A 17,410-nucleotide genomic window follows, 5' to 3' on the forward strand; every position below is an offset into this window, starting at 1 on the left:
TCGCCTGCCAGATCGATTGTCGATTTCATCCGCTTACTCGCTCACCAGCGCGGCCACCGGGTCGAGGCGCGCGGCCTTGCGCGCCGGCATGAAGCCGAACACGACGCCCGTCAGCAGCGCGCAGCCGAACGCGACCAGAATCGCGCGCGCCGAAAACACCGCCGGCACGTCGGCGGCGATCAGCACCGCGCCGACGATCACCGCGACCGCGACGCCGAGCAATCCGCCGATGCCCGACACCAGCGCCGCCTCGGTCAGAAACTGCCGCAAGATATCGCGCTGCCGCGCGCCGGTCGCCATCCGGATGCCGATCTCGCGGGTCCGCTCGCGCACCGTCATCAGCATGATGTTCATCACGCCGATGCCGCCCACCAGTAAGGAAATCGCGGCAATCAGGCCGAGCACCAGCGTCAGCATGTCCTGGGTCTCCGTCTGCGTCTTCACGGAAGCCGCGCGGTTGTACACCTGGAAATCGCGCAGGTGATGGCTTTTTTCGAGCACGCGGCTAATGTCGTCGACCGTCCGGTCAGCCAGGTCCAGCCGGTCGATCAAAACCGATATCCACGACAGCGTCGTGCGGCCGAGCACCCGGCGGCTGCCGGTGGAGAAGGGCGTGAGCACCACGTCGTCGTCGTCGGCGTCGCCCGAGGTCGCGCCTTTTTCCGCGAGTTCGCCGATCACCTGGAACGGCACGTTGTCGACCAGCACGTAGCGCCCCACCGGGTCGGTGTCGCCGAACAGCTTTTCGCGCACGCGTTTGCCGAGCAGCACGACGGTCGCGAGCGAGCGCTCGTCGGCGTCGTCGAAGAAAATGCCGCGCACGGTCTGCCAGTTCAGCACGCTTTGCGCTTGCGGCGTGACCGCCCAGAGCGAAGTCTGCACATCCACGTTGCCGTGGCGCAGCGTAATCCGGCCTTCCAGAAACGGCATGGCCGCGCTCACATTGGGCACGTCGCGCAGCAGCGCGGCGTCGTCTTCCGACAGCGTGCCGCCGGGTCCGCGCGGATTGACGCCGCCGGGCGTCACATACAGCCGGTTGGTGCCGAAACTGGCCATCTTCGCGATGACGGCGCGCTCGGTGCCCGCGCCGATCGCCAGCATCACGATGACCGACGCCACGCCGATGATGATGCCGAGCAGCGTCAGCAAGGTACGCGCGCGGTTCAGTCGCAGCACACGCCACGCGGCGCGCGTCGCTTCGTGGACATCGGCGAGCAGGGACTCGCGCCGCGCCACGCCGTCGGCCATCGCCGCCATGAACGCGGGGCCGTCGAGCGACGGCGGCGCGCGGCGTGCTGGCGCCGGGGTGTCCGGCACGTCCGCCCCATGCGCCACATTCGCCCCATGCGCCACGTCCGCCCCATGCTCCACGTCCGCCCCATGCGCCACATTCGCCACGTCCGCCCCACGCGCCCCGTGCGCCGCATCCGCTACTTCCGCCCTGTCCGCCACATCCGCCACATCCGCCACATCCGCCACATCCGCCACATCCGCCACATCCGCCACATCCGCCACATCCGCCACATCCGCCACATCCGCCGCGACGTCGTTCAGAGCGCGGTTCGCCGTATCGCCGACGATTTGCCCGTCGCGTATCTCGACGACCCGGTCCGCGCGCGCGGCCACCTCGCGGTCATGCGTGATCAGGATGACGGTGTGGCCGGCGGCGGCCAGTTCTTCGAGCAGCAGCATGACTTCGGCGCCACTTTTCGAGTCGAGCGCGCCGGTCGGTTCGTCGGCGAGCAGGATGTGGCCGCCGTTCATCAGCGCGCGCGCAATCGACACGCGCTGCTGCTGGCCGCCCGACAGTTGCGAGGGCCGGTGTTCGAGCCGCTCGGCGAGGCCGAGCCGGGTCAGCAGCGCGCTCGCCCGCTGCGCACGCGCTTCGCTGCCGACGCCCGCATAGATGGCGGGGACCTCGACGTTTTCGCGCGCGGTGTCGGTGGCGATCAGGTGATAGCCCTGGAACACGAAACCGAACGCTTCGCGGCGCAGCCACGCGAGCTCGTCCGCGCTGCAATGGGCGATGTCCTTGCCGGCGAACCGGTACGAACCCGCCGACGGCCGGTCGAGGCAGCCGAGCAGATGCATCAGCGTCGATTTGCCCGAGCCCGACGCGCCGACGATCGCCACGAACTCGCCCGCTTCGATGGAGAGCGTGACGCCGCGCAGCACTTCGACTTCGGGAGGCTGGGCGCGATCGGCGCCGGCGTTGCCAGGGCCACGGCCACGGCCGTTGCCACGACCGCGTTGCGCCGCGCCGCCGTACGAACGCCGGATGCCGCTCAGTTCAATCAACGGCACGGTGGCGGCGTTGCGTGCGCCTGCGGCTTCGTCCGGGAGGGCGCTCACCACTCGAAGCGCCCGTCGATGGCGCGCACGCGCTTGACACCGGTGACGAGCAGATCGCCTTGCTGCAGACCCGACAGCACCTGCGCATGCAGGCGGTCGTGCACGCCGGTGCGCACCTGGCGTTCGACGACCCGGCCGTCCACCAGCACGCGCGCGCGGTACGTGCCGGCGCTCGCGCCGGCCACCGGCGTCAGCGAGGCGAGCGGCACGCTCAGCACCCGCTGCGCTGCATCGATCACGAAGAACACCTGTGCGCTCATCTGCGGCATGAGTTGCGCATCGCGATTTGCGACATCGAACAACGCGGTGTAGAGCACGACCTTGCTCGCGGCGGGCGCGCCGCTTTGCGTTCCGTTCTGCGAGCTTTCTCCGCTCGGCGCCGGGTTGGGCGGCGCCGGCAGAATCTGCGCGACATGGCTGGTCCAGCGTCGTTCGTCGCTGCCGAGCGTCGTGAAATAGACCGGCATGCCGCGCTTCACGCGCAGCACATCGGCTTCGGAAACCTGCGTCCACACCGTCATCGTCGACAGATCGGCGATGCGCATGATGATCGGCGTCTGATACGTCGAGTTCAGCGTTTGTCCTTCGCGTGCGTCGAGCGTGACCACGGTGCCGGCCATCGGCGCGTAAATGCGCGTGTAGCCGAGTTGCGCGGTGTCGCCCTTGAGCGTCGATTGCGCGCCGCTGATCTGCGCGCGCAGATTGTCGAGCGAGGCCAGCGCGCCGCGCAGCGTGGCGTCGGCCGATTGCAGATCCTGCTCGCGCGTAGAGCCGTCCGCCATCATGCGTTGCTGGCGCCGCAACTGCTCGCGAGCGTAGTCGCGCTGCGCGAATTCGCCGGCCAGTTGCGCGCGCAGACTTTCGAGCGACGCGCGGTCGACGTCGACCTTCGCCTGCTGCACGCTCGGGTCGATCTCCACGAGCAACTGCCCTTTGCTGACCGCGTCGCCGGGCCGCACATGAATCCGGCGGATTTCCCCGGACGCCTGCGCGCCGATATCGACGTAGCTATGCGGCTGCAAGGTACCGAGCGCGGTGACGCTCGACTCGATATCGCCGCGCGCGACCGGCACGGTCTCGACCCGCTCGATGGTGCGCAGCAGCGTTGCCCACAGCGCCACGAGAATCAGCAGCACGACGACGATGAAACCGGCGGTGCGGGAGGAAGGGATGAAGGGTCGTCTCATTGATCGTCTGGCAGGCCGTCGGCGTTCGCCTTTTTATAGGAGGGTCCGTCTGGCGGCGACGGATGCTGCGCTTGGGGGGACTTAGGGCATCGGCAGGGTGCGCGTTGGCCACGTTGGCCGCGGTGGGCGGCGATCGCTTCGAGCGGGGAAATCGTGAAGAAGGGAGGGCGGAGCAGCGTTCGGAAGCGGTGATTTCATCATCGGCGGAATCGTTGCGGGAGCACGGAATCATGGGGGAATTTCCGTTTAAATGCAAATCGTTCGCATTTATGTCGCAGGCCGGCGCGGCCTTGCCAGCCAGCGCGCCGACGGGCTTTGAAGGCCGTTCGACAGGATTTTGCGGCCGAGGCGTCGCTTGACAAAGCCGAACTCAGCCAGCAGAGTAGCGCTTCCAAACAGCAATGATTCTCATTTCGAGCATGCCACTGCGAGCCGCGGAACGGGAGTCATCAGCGCGATTTTCACTACCGCGGCCGGTCAGGCTGCATCGGAGCGTTCGATGAGTTGGGGCGACGAAGACACGAATTTTCACGTGGTGATCAACGACGAAGAACAGTACTCGATCTGGCCGGATTACAAGGCGATTCCGGCGGGTTGGCGCGAAGCCGGCAAATCGGGCAAGAAAGCCGACTGTCTCGCTTGGATCGACGAGGTCTGGACCGACATGCGCCCCTTGAGCCTGCGTCAGGCGATGGCGGCAGACGCGGCGCGTGGCACCGACGCCGCCGCGCCGGCAGGCCCGGCAGTCTGAGCGATGAGCGACGCAGTCGCACCCGCCGCCGTGCATTCCGTCGCGTTGCCGCCCGTGCAACTGTTCTGTCTGGCGCACGCAGGCGGCACGTCGATGCTGTATCGCCGCTGGGCACAGCATCTGCCGCGCAGCGTGGAGGTCGTGGCGCTGGAACTGCCGGGACACGGCACGCGCCGCGCGCTACCGGCAAGCACCACATGGCCGGCGTTGATCGACGAGGTCATCGCGCAGTTCGACGCGCGGCGCGATGCCACGGTGCCCTTCGCGGTGTTCGGTCACAGCATGGGCGCGCTGGTCGGACTCGAACTGCTACATGCGCTCAGGCATCGCGCAACGGATGCGTCGCAGTCGGCCGTCTGGTTCGGCGCATCGGCTGCGGTTGCGCCTTCGTGCCGGATCCGCGAAACGCACTGGCTCGGCTGCACGCATGAGCAGATGGTGGCCAAGCTGCGCTCTCTCGGCGGCACGCCGGAAGCCCTGCTTGCGGATCGCGATTTCATCGACTTTCTGTTGCCGACCTTGCGCGCCGATTTCCATCTGTGCGGCACGTATGGCGACACCGCAGGCGCCACCGCAGGCGCCACCCGACGCGCGCCGCTCGATTGCCCGATCGACGTGTTCCTGGGCCGCGACGACGCCGCCACTGCCCGCGCCGACGACGTCGCGCGCTGGCGCGACGAAACCCGCGGCACTTTCCAGCAGCACCGTTTCGACGGCGCTCACTTCTATCTCGACGATGCGCCCGGCCCCGTGCTCGCACGCGTCGCGAGTTCTCTTGCGGACGCGCTGGTGCAGCAACGAGGCGCACCAGCGCGTCTACGGACAGGCGAAGCATGGACGCAATGAACGCAATCGCCGCCATCACCAGCGGCAGGGACACGGCGCTCACCGAGCACGTGATCGAGCAGAACGGCACCCGCGTGCTGGTGCTGAGTCCTGCGAGCGGCGACGCGACGCTGCCGCCGTCCGCGTATCTCGCGCCGTTGCGCGAGCGCGTCGAGTCGGCCAAAGCCGTGTTCGGCGGCGTGTTGCTGCGCGGTTTCGCCCCATTGAGCGCGACCGGCTTCAACGAGTTCGCGACGAGCTTCGGCAAGCCTTTGCTCACTTACGAGTTCGGCTCCACGCCGCGCAGCCGCATCGAGAAAGGCGTGTATTCGTCGACCGAATATCCCGCGGACCAGTGGATCGACCAGCACAACGAACAGTCGTACACGCTCAAATGGCCGGGCACGATCTGGTTCTACTGCGATATCGCCGCGACCGAAGGCGGCGCGACGCCGGTCGCCGATAGCCGGCTCGTCTACCAGCGCCTCGACCCGGCCTTGCGGCGGCTGTTCGCGCAACGCCAGGTGATGTACGTGCGCAATTACGGCAACGGGCTCGATCTGCCGTGGGAACAGGTGTTCGGCACCGAAGCGCGCGACGAGGTCGAGCAGTACTGCCGCGCGCACCGGATCGACTACGAATGGCTAGACGACGGCGAAGCGCTGCGTACGCGCCAGGTATGCCAGTCGGAGCTACGTCATCCGTTGACCGGCGAGACGGTCTGGTTCAACCAGGCGCATCTGTTCCACATGTCGAGCCTGCCGCCGGCGGTGCAGGAGAGTCTGCTCGAGGTGGTCGACGAAGACCGTCTGCCGCGCAACACGCTGTTCGGCGACGGCACGCCGATCGACGTTGCCATGCTCGACGAAATCCGCGCGGTTTATCGAGAAACCCTGCTGTCGTTCCCGTGGCAAGCCGCCGATACGCTGGTGCTCGACAACCTGTCCATGTCGCATGGCCGCGCGCCGTATGCGGGCAAACGCCGCGTGCTGGTCGCCATGAGCGGCTGAGCGTCCGGCGCACGCGGGCTGCGTTCTGAAATCCGTTGCCTGCCGCGCGCCGACGCAAACCGTACGGCCCGTCGCGCCGTTTCCTGCCTCGCGACCCGCGGCCAGCCTGGCTGCCGCGACCCCTCCCGAATCAAGAGCCCCATGACCCAGATTGCGAGCGAAGTGTCGAACGAACTGTTGTCCATTTCGACGGCGTACGTGGCGTTGCCGCCCGACAAGCGCGAGGCGTTTCGCGGACGCGTGAAGCAGAGCGGTATCGACGCGGCGCGTCTGCCCGTGGTGCCGTTTCCGGGCGGCGAGCGACGCTTCGCGCTGTCGCATGCTCAGGAGCGCCTGTGGTTTCTGTGGCGTCTGGACCCGTCGAGCGCAGCGTACAACGTGACCGGCGCGGTGCGCCTGCGCGGCCGCCTCGACGTGACGGCGTTGCGCTCGGCGCTCGATCGCGTCGTCGATGCGCACGAAAGTCTGCGCCAGCGGTTCGACGAAGTGGACGGCGTGCCGTTCCAGACTACCGGTCCGCGTCAATACGGCTGGGACACGTTCGAGCTTGCGTCGACCAATGGCCTAGATGTGCTGCTTGCCAGCCGCTCGGCGCTGCCGTTCGATCTCGAAGGCGGTCCGCTGCTGCGCGTCGCGCTGATCGCGCTCGGTCCTAACGATCACGTGCTGCATATTGCCGTGCATCACATTGTCTCCGATGGCCTGTCGATCGAAGTGTTCGTGTCGCAATTCGCGGCGGCGTATCGGGCGGCGGTTGCCTTGGCAGCCGGCGCGGAACCTCGAACAGCAGGCGCGACACCGGCGGCGACCTCCGCGCTGCAATACGGCGACTACGCGCAATGGCAGCGCGAATGGTTCGACGAAGACACCCTCGCACGCCAGCTCGACTACTGGCGCGGCAGGCTCGGCGGCGATCATCCGGTGCTCGAACTGCCGCACCGGCGCACGCGCAACGGCATGCGCAGCGGCGCGGGTGCGCGCATCGCACGCGTTCTGCCCGTGACCTTGCAGGCTGCGCTCGCGCGTCTGTCGCTGGCCGCCGACGCAACCCCGTTCATGACGCTGCTGGCCGCTTACGACGTGCTGCTCGCGCGCTACAGCGGCCAGTCCGATATCCGCGTCGGCGTGCCGGTGGCCGGCCGCGACCGGCCGGAAGTCGCGCGCACCATCGGCTTTTTCGTCAACACGCTGGTGATCCGCACGGAGTTCGCGGGCGTCGCGCGCTTTAAGCACCTGCTCGCGCAAGTACGCGAGCGCGTGCTCGAAGCGCAAGGTCACGCCGATCTGCCGTTCACCAAACTCGTCGAAGCGTTGCAGCCGCAGCGCAGCTTCGGTCATACGCCGCTGTTCCAGGCGATGTTCAACTATCTCGGCGCGGATCGCGAGACGCTGCAATTGCCGGGTCTCGATGTGTCGAACCACGAGGTGGACACGCAAACCGCGCGTTTCGACCTGGTGCTGGAAGCCCGCGACCGAGCGCAGGGCCTCGAAGTCGCGCTGACGTACGCGGAGGACCTGTTCGACGGCGCGATGATCGGCCAGATGCTCGATCACTACGTGAGCCTGCTCGAACAGATCGCGGCGCAGCCCGACGTGCCGCTCGGCGCGCTGCAACTCAACCGCGATATTCCCGCGCTGCCGCCCGAAAAAGCCTTCCAGCCGGTGCCGACGCGTTTCGCCGATAGCGTCGCCCGTCGACCGTACGCGCTGGCCGTGCATTGCGAAGGCGAACGCGCGACCTATAAGCAACTGGACGACTGGGCCGCCCTGATCGCGCGGCGCCTCGCGCACGCGGGCGTGCGCGCGGACGAGCGGGTCGGCATCTGCATGACGCGGTCAATCGGCATGGTTGCGGCACTGCTCGGCACGCTGCGTTCGCCGGGCGCGTTCGTGCCGCTCGACCCGGCGTATCCCGCCGATCGCCTCGCGATGATGATGGACGACGCCGGTGTGCGCGTCGTGCTGACCGACGCCTCGACGCTCGCGCAGTGCGGCGAACTGTTCGAGGGGCGCGTGGCGCTCGACGTGGGGGCGGCGGATGGTCAGACAGACGAGCCGGTTGGGATCGAAGAGACGAAGCCGCATCCTGCACAACTGGCTTACGTGATCTACACGTCGGGTTCCACGGGACGTCCGAAAGGCGTCGCGATCAGTCATGGCGCGTTTGCCGCGCATCTCGACGACTTCATCGACGCGCATGGCATCGGTGCCGACGACACCGTGCTGCAATCGTCGACGATCAACTTCGACGTCGCGCTGCACGAACTGCTGCCCGCGCTGCTGCGCGGCGGCAAGGTCGAAATGCGCGGCGCCGAGCCGTGGGACATCGACACCACGAGCCGTCACCTGATCGACGCGCGCGTGACGTTTTCCCGTTTGCCGACCGCTTACTGGCAGCAGTGGCTGCGCTCGCCGCCCGCCGCCGCTTCGCTGTCAGCACTGAGGCAGATCACCGTGGGCGGCGAAGGCCTGCCGGGCGATGCGCTCGCGCAATGGCGCGACGGTCCGCTCGGTCATATCGGCCTCGCCAATCTGTACGGACCGACCGAAACCACCGTCGCCTGCATGTTCCGCGCGACCACCGCCGACGACACGTCGCAGCCGATCGTCTCCATCGGCACGCCGTACGGTTCGCGCACGGCGCGGGTGCTCGACCGCGACGGCAACGACGCGCCGGTCGGCGCACTCGGCGAGTTGTGCATCGGCGGCCATACGCTCGCGCGCGGCTATCTGGACCGGCCTGCGCTGACCGCCGAACGCTTCGTGCCCGATCCGTCGGGCACGGGCGCGCGTCTTTATCGGACCGGCGACCTGTGCCGGCGCCGCGCGGACGGCGCCATCGATTTTCTCGGCCGGCTCGATCAGCAGATCAAGCTGCGCGGCTTCCGTATCGAACCGGGTGAAATCGAAGCGGCGCTGCGTCGTCAGACGGGCGTGGCGAGCGCGGTCGTCGTGCTGACCAGCGACCTTGGCGCGCCGCGGCTGGTGGCGTACGTGGTCGGCAAGGACGCGGCCGCGCTCGACGATCTCGCGCTGCAGCGCGTGCTCGCCCAGGAGCTGCCCGCGCATATGGTGCCGTCCGCGATTGCGGTGCTCGATAAGCTGCCGGTGATGCAGAACGGCAAGGTCGATCGCGCGGCGTTGCCCGCTATCGGCGCGGCGGTGGACAGCGAACGTATCGCGCCGCGTAACGACGCCGAACGCATCGTGCTCGCGCTGTGGTCGTCGGTGCTGGGTCGCGACGACCTGAGCGTGGACGACGATTTCTTTGCCGTCGGCGGCGATTCCATCCTGAGTCTGCAACTGATCGCCCGGGCGCGCGCGCAAGGCTGGCTCGTGACGCCGCGCCAGGTGTTCGAGCAACCGAGCATCGCACGCCTCGCCGCGGTGATGGTGCCGCTGGACGCCGTCGAAGACGTCGCCGAAATTCGCGACGTATTGCCGCTCACGCCGATTCAGGCGTGGTTTTTCACACGCTATCCGGAAGGCGAAGCGCACTGGAATCAGTCGGTGCTGCTCGACGTGCGCGGCGAACTCGACACCGATGCGCTGGAGCGTGCACTCGCGGCGGTGGTTCGACGTCACGATGCGTTGCGGTTGCGGTTTGAACGGCTTGGCGACGGTCATGGCGAAGGCTGGCGGCAGCAGGTGCTGGCCGAGGTTCCGGCGGGCTTGTGTTCGAGCGTTAGCTTGCCGCAGAACTGGACAGATGCATTACGAGCCGAAGGGCAGCGCGCCCAGCGGCAACTGGACCCGGAATCCGGCCGGCTTTTGAGAGCGGTCTACTTCCGTTTGCCTGCAGCAGCCGATGGCGCGTCGCATGGCCGCTTGCTGCTGGTCGTCCATCACCTCGCCGTGGATGGCGTGTCGTGGCGCATTCTGCTCGGCGATCTGCAAGCCGCGTATGCCGCGACGCGCGAAGGCCGCGCGCCCACGCTCGATGCGGCGCTGCCGTGGAGCGCATGGGTCGTCGCGCAACGTGAGGCGATCACGGAAAACAGGCTCGCGCTAGCTTTGCCGGCGTGGCAGGACATGCTACGGGAAGCGGCGCAAAGCTCGCAGCCGGTGTTGAAACCTGCGATCGGCACCACGGCGACCAGCCGCGTGCTCGACTGGCGGCTCGACGCGGCCGCGACCGATGCGTTGCGCCGCGCGGCGCCGCGTGCATATCGGCTCGGCATCGACGAACTGCTGCTGGCCGCGCTCACGCGCGCGGTCGCGAGCACGTTCGGCGGCTCGGGTGCGCTGCTCGCGCTGGAAGGGCATGGCCGCGGGCAGGATATCGATTCGAGCCGCACGGTCGGCTGGTTCACGACGCGTTACCCGGTGTGGCTGAGTGCCTCGCAGGACGATGCAAGCACGCTGATCGCCACCAAGGAACGCTTGCGCAACCTGCCGGACGACGGCGCGTCGTGGGGCTGGCTCCATGCCTGCGGCGACGATGCCGCACGGTCGGCGCTCGCCGCGTTGCCCGCGCCGCGCATCAGCTTCAACTATCTCGGTCAGTTCGATCAGAGCCTGGCCGTCGACGGCCCGTTCGGTTTCGCGTCGGAAGACGCGGGCAACCCGCAACCGGATGACGAAGCACTGGTGTATCCGCTGGATCTGAACGGGATGATCGTCGGCGGCTGCCTGTCGCTCGGCTGGCGATACGATCCGGCGGTCTTGCCGCACGCGCGCGTCGAAGCGTTGATGCAGGCCTTCGACCGCGAAGTCGCGCGGCTCGTCGCGCATTGCGCGGCGGCCGTGCCGCGTGCCAGCGCCGCCGACTTTCCGCTGGCGCGTTTGACGCAGTCCGAGTTCGAAGCGCTCGGCGTGAACGTAGCCGATATCGAGGACGTGTATCCTGCCACGCCGCTGCAACAAGGCTTGCTGTTCCACAGTCTGCTGAAGCCGGATGCGTACGTGAACCGCAAACGCCTGACCTTGCACGGCGCGCTCGATATCGACGCGATGCGCTCGGCGTGGCGCACGGTGGTCGAGCGTCACGCGGTGTTGCGCACGCGCTTTGTGCGCGCGCACGGCGGGGGGATGCTGCAGGTCGTGCACAAGCGCGTGCCGGAGCCGTTCTCGGTGACCGACTGGCGTACCCGCGACGACTACGAACAAGCCTTCACGCATTGGTTCGACAAGCGCGCCGCCGCGCGTATCGATCTGAACGCCGCGCCGTTGATGCACGCGACGCTGTTCCGCCGGCCGGATGGCGCGCACGATCTCGCGTGGGTCAATCACCATGCGCTGTCGGATGGCTGGAGCCAGGCGCAACTGCTCGGCGAATTGACCCGCGCTTACGTCGCGGCGAGTCGTGGCGAGACGCCTGCGCTCGACGCGGTCGTGCCGTATCGGCGCTACCTCGAATGGCTCGACGCACAACCCGATTCCGCCGACTGGTGGCGCGCGCAACTCGCGCGGGTGGACCGCCCGGCTTTGCTCGCCGATGGCGTCGCGGCACAGACAGCGAGTCAGGCAGCTACACAATCAGCTACACAGCCAGCTACACAGCCAGCCTCCCGCGCCCACGACAACGAAAGCCGTTTCGACCACCGCGCCGACACGCTCGCTGCACCGCTGAGCCGTGCGTTGACGCAAGCCGCGCAGCGGCACGGCGTGACGCTGAATACGCTGATCCAGGCCGCGTGGGCGATCGTGCTGGCGCGTCATGCGAACCGCCGCCAGGCCGCATTCGGCGTGACGGTGGCGGGGCGGCCGGCGGCGTTGCCGGGGGCATCGGCGATGCAGGGTTTGTTCATCAACAGCTTGCCGCTGTGGGTGGACGTGCCCGCGGACCGGCCGCTCGGCGACTGGCTGCGCGCGCTGCAGGCGCACAACGTCGCACTGCGGCAGGCCGAGCACACGCCGCTGTCGTCTATCCAGCAATGGGCGGGCGCGAGTTTCGGCGCATTGTTCGATTCGCTGCTGGTGTTCGAAAACTATCCCGTCGATCCGGCCTTGAGCGATGGCTCGCTCGGCCTGACGGTCGCCACGTCGGCCTCGTTCGAACGCACGCACTATCCGTTGACGCTTGGCGTGTTGCCGGGCGAGCGGATCGCTCTGGAGTGGAGTTGGGATACCGCGCGTCTCGACGCGCCGGGTGTCGCGGCGCTGGCCGCAGCCTATGTCGAAGTGCTCGAGCGTCTGGCCGACAGCGCGTCGACGACCCGTCTGGCGACGCTGCGCGTCGAAGGCCGCCAGGGCATCGAAGGCACGGCAAGTCAGCCGGACCGGCGGCACGCCTATCGTTCGGTGACAGCGCGCTTCGAAGCCGCCGCGCAGTTGCGCCCCGATGCGCGCGCGGTGCGTTGCGGCGACGCAACCTTGAGCTATCGCGAGCTGGATGCATGGTCGGCGCGTATCGCTCGGCGTCTCATCGACGCCGGTGTGCGCGACGACCTGCCGGTCGGCGTGTGCATCGAGCGCTCTCCCGCATTGATCGCGGCGCTGCTCGGCGTGATGCGGGCTGGCGGCGCGTATGTCCCGCTCGATCCCGCCTATCCGCGCGAGCGGCTGCGCGACATGATCGACGACGCGCGGCTGAATACCGTGCTGACGGATTCATCGACGGATGCCGCACATTCGGCATGGCTCGCCGAAGCCGCGTGCGAAAGCGTGCGGGTCGATTCGACCGATGCCGTCGCTGATAACGACGCCATCGGCGGACACAACCTGCGCGCCGGGCAGCTGGCCTACATCATCTACACCTCGGGTTCGACCGGCCGGCCGAAGGGCGTCGCCATCACGCATGGCGCGCTGAGTCTGCATCTGGACGACTTCATCGCCGACAACCGGCTGAACGCGGACGACTGCGTGCTGCAATTCACGACGGTCAACTTCGACACCTCGGTCGAGCAGATCTTCGCTACGCTGGCGGTCGGCGCCGCGATCGAGATGCGCGGTCCGACGCTCTGGAGCGGCGCCGAATTGAGCCGCGTGCTGGTGGAGCGCGGCGTCACTGTCGCCGATTTTCCGACGGGTTACTGGAAGCAGTGGATGCGTCAGCTCGACGCGCCGCTTCCGGGGCTCGTCCTGCGCCGCGTGATGGTGGCCGGCGAAGCATTGCCGGGCAACGCCATCGCGCAGTGGTTCGACGGGCCGCTCGCGGCCGTGCCGTTCGTCAATAACTACGGGCCGACCGAGACGGCGATTACCGCATCCGCGCAACCCATCCGGCGCGACCATGCCGGTTGCGTCGCCGCGCCGATCGGCGGACCGCGAGCGTCGCGCGTCTACCGGATTCTCGATCTCGATGGGGAGCCCGCGCCGCAGCATGGTATCGGCGAGTTGTGCATCGGCGGCGAAGCGCTGGCGCGCGGCTATTACGGACGTCCGTCGCAGAGCGCCGAGCGCTTCGTGCCCGATCCGTCCGGTGCGCCGGGTGCGCGCCTGTATCGCACCGGCGACCTGTGTCGCTGGCTGCCGGACGGCAGCGTCGCGTACGTCGGACGGCTCGACGAGCAGGTGAAGGTGCGGGGCTTGCGCATCGAGCTGGGCGAGATCGAAAGCGTGTTGTGTGCGCAACCGGAGGTCGCCGAAGCGGTCGCCATCGTGCGCGGCGAGCAGGATGCGAAGCGTCTGTTCGCGTACGTAGTGCCGTCGTCGCGCGAGGTCGAGGCGGGCCTCGCCGATCGCTTGGGCGATGCGCTCGCGCGGGTCTTGCCGGCGTATATGGTGCCCTCGGCGATCGCGGTGCTCGACGTGCTGCCGACCTTGCCGAACGGCAAACTCGATCGCAAGGCGCTGCCGGTGCTCGACGCCGACAGCGCCGATTATCTGGCGCCGCGCACGCCGCTCGAAACCACGCTCGCGCAAATCTGGGAGTCGGTGCTGGGCGTGGAACGCGTCGGCGCCAGCGACGATTTCTTCGCGCTCGGCGGTCACTCGCTGCTCGCGCTGCAAGTCGCCGCGCGGCTGCAACGCGCGCTCGGCCGTGAGGTGCCGTTGCGTACCTTGTTCGATCAACCTGTGCTGGGTTCGCTTGCAGCAGCGCTCGAAGCAGCCGGGGCGCAAGAGGAAGGGTCACCGCGCAATCTTCCGGCGGTGCGGCGCCTGGGTCGCAGCGAAGCGCGGCCGACTCATGGACAGGAACGGCTGTGGTTCCTGTGGCGCCTCGCGCCGGACAATGCGGCGTATCACCTGTCTCTGGCGGTACGGATCGACGGTGCGCTCGATGCGCGCGCGCTGCGCGCGGCGCTCGACGACATCGTCGCGCGGCATCAGATGCTGCATACGCGTTTCGAAGAACGCGACGGCCAGCCGTGGCTGGTGGTGGACCCTTCGGTGCGCGCAAGCTGGCGCGAAGCCGCTTTCCGCGATGCCGGCGACGCGGGGCTCGCCACCTGGCTGCGCGACGGCGCCGCGCAAGCGTTCGACCTGGCGCGCGGGCCGCTGTTGCGCGCGCAACTGGCGGGGCTCGACGACGGCTCGCATGTGTTCGCGCTGGCCATCCATCACATTGCCGCCGATGGCTGGTCGCTGAATATCCTGATCGACGAGCTGATGTCGGCCTACGAGGCGCGTCGCGCCGGTCGTGCCGCGGACTTCGCCGCGCTACCGGTGCAGTACGCCGATTACGCGGTCTGGCAGCGCGACACGCTCGACGCCGAACGCCTCGCACGACAACTCGACTACTGGCGCACGCGGCTCGGCGACGAGCAACCGGTGCTCGAACTCCCCGCCGACCGTCCGCGCCCGACGCCGCGCAGCGCGGCGGGCGCTCAGGTGGAAGCCGGATTCGAGCCGCCGCTGGTCGATGCGCTGCAGGCGTTCGCGCGGCGTCACGACGCGACGCTGTTCATGACCTTGCTGGCGGCATTCCATGCGCTGTTGCATCGCTATGGCGGTCAGCGGGACATTCGCATCGGCATTCCGATGTCGGGTCGCGAACGGCTCGAAGTCGAACCGCTAATCGGCTTCTTCGTGAATACGGCCGTGATCCGCACGGAGCTGTCCGGCGCGGTGCAGTTCGACGCGTTGCTCGATCAGGTGAAGCAGCGCGTGCTCGAAGCGCAGGCGAATCAGGACGTGCCGTTCGCGCAGATCGTCGATGCGGTGCAGCCGGTGCGGGCCGCGAATCACACGCCGCTGTTCCAGGCGATGTTCAATCTCGACGTGCAGAACACGCGAGGGCGTAGTCCCGGCGAGCGGGCCGGTTCGCCGTTGCGGCTTGAACCGCTTGGCGGACAGCGCACGGCCGCGCAGTTCGATCTGACGCTCGGCGTGTCGATTGCGGAGCGGGTCGGTATGTCGTTCAGCTACGCCACGGATATTTTCGATCGTGCGACGGTCGAGCGTTTGATGGCCGACTATCTCGCGCTGCTGAAGCAAGTGGTGGTCAACGCTCGCAGCGAGAAAGCAAGGCCGCTGCATCTGCGAGATTTCGTGCTCGATGCGCCCGCTGTTGCGCAACGCGGTGCGGATCGCGATGCGGCGCTCGAGTTCGTGCCCGTTGCCGCGCGTATCGCCGCGCAGGCTGCCTTGTCGCCCGATGCGAGTGCCGTTCGCTGTGACGGCATGGCGCTGGGCTATGCCGAACTCGACGCCCGCGCGACGCGCCTCGCGCAACGGCTCGTCTTGCGTGGTGTGGGTCCCGAAACGCGGGTCGGCGTGTGCACGTCGCGCTCGCCGTCGATGCTGGTCGCCGTGCTGGCCACGTTGAAAGCAGGCGCCGCGTATGTACCGCTCGATCCCGCGTACCCGGCCGCGCATCTCGCCGGGATGATCGAGGACGCGGGGCTCGCCTGCACACTGGTCGATCCGGCGGGGCGTGAACGGCTGGAAGGATTGGAGCAGCAGGAACTCGCCCAGACCTTCGTCGACATCGACGTGTTGCAGCACGACGGCGATACGGCGTTGGTCCAGCTTCCCGCTCTCGTTCACGCCGATCAACTCGCCTACGTGATCTACACATCGGGATCGACGGGCAAGCCGAAGGGCGTCGGCGTGTCGCACGGCGCGCTCGGGCGTTTTCTCGACAGCATGCAGGCACGGCTCGCGCTGACGCCCGACGATGTCTGGCTCGCCGTGACGACCTTGTCTTTCGATATCGCCGCGCTCGAGCTTTACCTGCCGCTGTTGACCGGCGCCACCATCGAACTCGCGCCGCGCGAGACGGTGATCGACGGCCGGCGTCTCGCCGAACTCGCTACACGTTCGCGCGCCACCGTGATGCAGGCCACGCCGATGGGTTGGCGCGTGCTGCTCGACGGCGGCTGGAAAGGGCAAGACCAACCGCGTAGGTCGAACCAGAGCAGCAGCGCCCGCTTCGTCGCCCTGAGCGGCGGCGAAGCGCTGCCACCGGATCTCGCGGCTGCCTTGCAGCATCACGGCGCCCAACTCTGGAACCTGTACGGCCCGACCGAAACGACGATCTGGTCGAGCGCCGCCAGGCTGGATGGCGCGGGCGTACCCATTACGCTCGGTGCGCCGCTCGATCATACGTCGCTGCTGGTCATCGACGCCGACGGCAACCCGGTGCCCGAGAACGGCATCGGCGAGCTATGCATCGGCGGGGCCAATCTGGCGCGCGGCTATCTCGGACGCGCCGGGCTTACCGCGGATCGCTTCATCCCCGATCCGTCCGGTGCGCCGGGGGCACGTTTGTATCGCACGGGCGACCTGTGCCGGGTGCGGCGCGGCGGCCGGCTCGATTACCTCGGCCGCGCGGATCAGCAGGTGAAGCTGCGGGGTTTCCGTATTGAACTCGGCGAAACGGAAGCCGCGCTGCTGACACTCGACGGCGTCAGCGCCGCCGCCTGTCAGATTCAGGGCGAGGGCACGAGTCGCCGGCTCATTGGCTTCGTGGTCGGCGCGGCCGAGCCTGCGGGGTTGCGTGCGCTGCTCGCGTCGCGACTGCCCGCACAACAGGTGCCCGCGCAGATCGTGCGGCTCGACGCGTTGCCGCTGACGTCGAACGGCAAGCTGAACCGCAACGCGTTGCCAGCGGTAACGGCAGGTTTCACCGACGCTTACTCCGCGCCGTCCGGCCCGACCCAGACCTTGCTGTGCGACGTATGGGCGGACGTGCTCGGCATCGAACGAGTGGGCGCCGACGACGACTTCTTCGCGCTCGGCGGCAATTCGCTCGCGGCCGTGCGGGTCGCTGCGCGCGTGGGCGAAGGGCTTGGCCGCAAGATCGAACTGGCGCTGCTGTTCACGCATCCGCGTCTTGCCGATCTGGCCGCGCAACTGGACGAGACGGCGTCATCCGGTGACGGCGGCGCGGACCCCTTCGCCGCGTTGCAGGATTTGATGGACTCGCTGTAATCGCCGGATAACTGGAATCGACGAAC

6 protein-coding genes are annotated in these 17,410 nt (G+C 68.1%); 4 read left to right on the forward strand and 2 right to left on the reverse strand.

The features are described 5' to 3' along the window. Window positions 1-33: 33 nt before the first annotated feature. Window positions 34-2,352, reverse strand: a complete 2,319-nt coding sequence (locus tag FQ746_RS35510) for a MacB family efflux pump subunit (RefSeq protein ID WP_313955573.1) — start codon at window positions 2,350-2,352, stop codon at window positions 34-36. After that, on the reverse strand, window positions 2,349-3,539 hold the full coding sequence (locus FQ746_RS11805; RefSeq protein WP_144109530.1) for an efflux RND transporter periplasmic adaptor subunit: 1,191 nt from the start codon (window positions 3,537-3,539) through the stop codon (window positions 2,349-2,351). The genes FQ746_RS35510 and FQ746_RS11805 overlap by 4 nt, the downstream gene beginning before the upstream one ends. A 499-nt stretch (window positions 3,540-4,038) precedes the next feature. On the opposite strand from FQ746_RS11805, the gene FQ746_RS11810 reads away from it, so the two are divergent. From FQ746_RS11810 to FQ746_RS11825, 4 genes are all read left to right on the forward strand, one after another. Beyond that, a complete protein-coding gene (locus FQ746_RS11810) occupies window positions 4,039-4,290 on the forward strand; it encodes an MbtH family protein (RefSeq protein ID WP_144109531.1) in 252 nt (83 codons plus the stop codon). A gap of 3 nt (window positions 4,291-4,293) precedes the next feature. Further along, window positions 4,294-5,136: a thioesterase II family protein gene (locus FQ746_RS11815; RefSeq protein WP_144109532.1), complete on the forward strand. Its 843-nt coding sequence runs from the start codon at window positions 4,294-4,296 to the stop codon at window positions 5,134-5,136. Continuing rightward, a complete protein-coding gene (locus FQ746_RS11820; RefSeq protein ID WP_260853987.1) occupies window positions 5,124-6,125 on the forward strand; it encodes a TauD/TfdA family dioxygenase in 1,002 nt (333 codons plus the stop codon). Before FQ746_RS11815 ends, FQ746_RS11820 begins: the two co-directional genes overlap by 13 nt. Window positions 6,126-6,266: 141 nt before the next feature. Further along, window positions 6,267-17,384, forward strand: coding sequence for a non-ribosomal peptide synthetase (locus FQ746_RS11825; RefSeq protein ID WP_144109533.1), 11,118 nt, complete (start codon window positions 6,267-6,269; stop codon window positions 17,382-17,384). Window positions 17,385-17,410 lie beyond the last annotated feature (26 nt).

It is taken from the genome of Paraburkholderia sp. BCC1886 (assembly GCF_900996245.1).
Taxonomy (GTDB): Bacteria; Pseudomonadota; Gammaproteobacteria; order Burkholderiales; family Burkholderiaceae; genus Paraburkholderia.

Excerpts from the sequence above, each read along its gene's own strand:
- FQ746_RS11820 (WP_260853987.1), top strand. The coding sequence starts at position 5,124 with ATGGACGCAATGAACGCAATCGCCGCCATCACCAGCGGCAGGGACACG.
- FQ746_RS11805 (WP_144109530.1), bottom strand. The coding sequence starts at position 3,539 with ATGAGACGACCCTTCATCCCTTCCTCCCGCACCGCCGGTTTCATCGTC.
- FQ746_RS11815 (WP_144109532.1), top strand. The coding sequence starts at position 4,294 with ATGAGCGACGCAGTCGCACCCGCCGCCGTGCATTCCGTCGCGTTGCCG.
- FQ746_RS11810 (WP_144109531.1), top strand. The coding sequence starts at position 4,039 with ATGAGTTGGGGCGACGAAGACACGAATTTTCACGTGGTGATCAACGAC.
- FQ746_RS11825 (WP_144109533.1), top strand. The coding sequence starts at position 6,267 with ATGACCCAGATTGCGAGCGAAGTGTCGAACGAACTGTTGTCCATTTCG.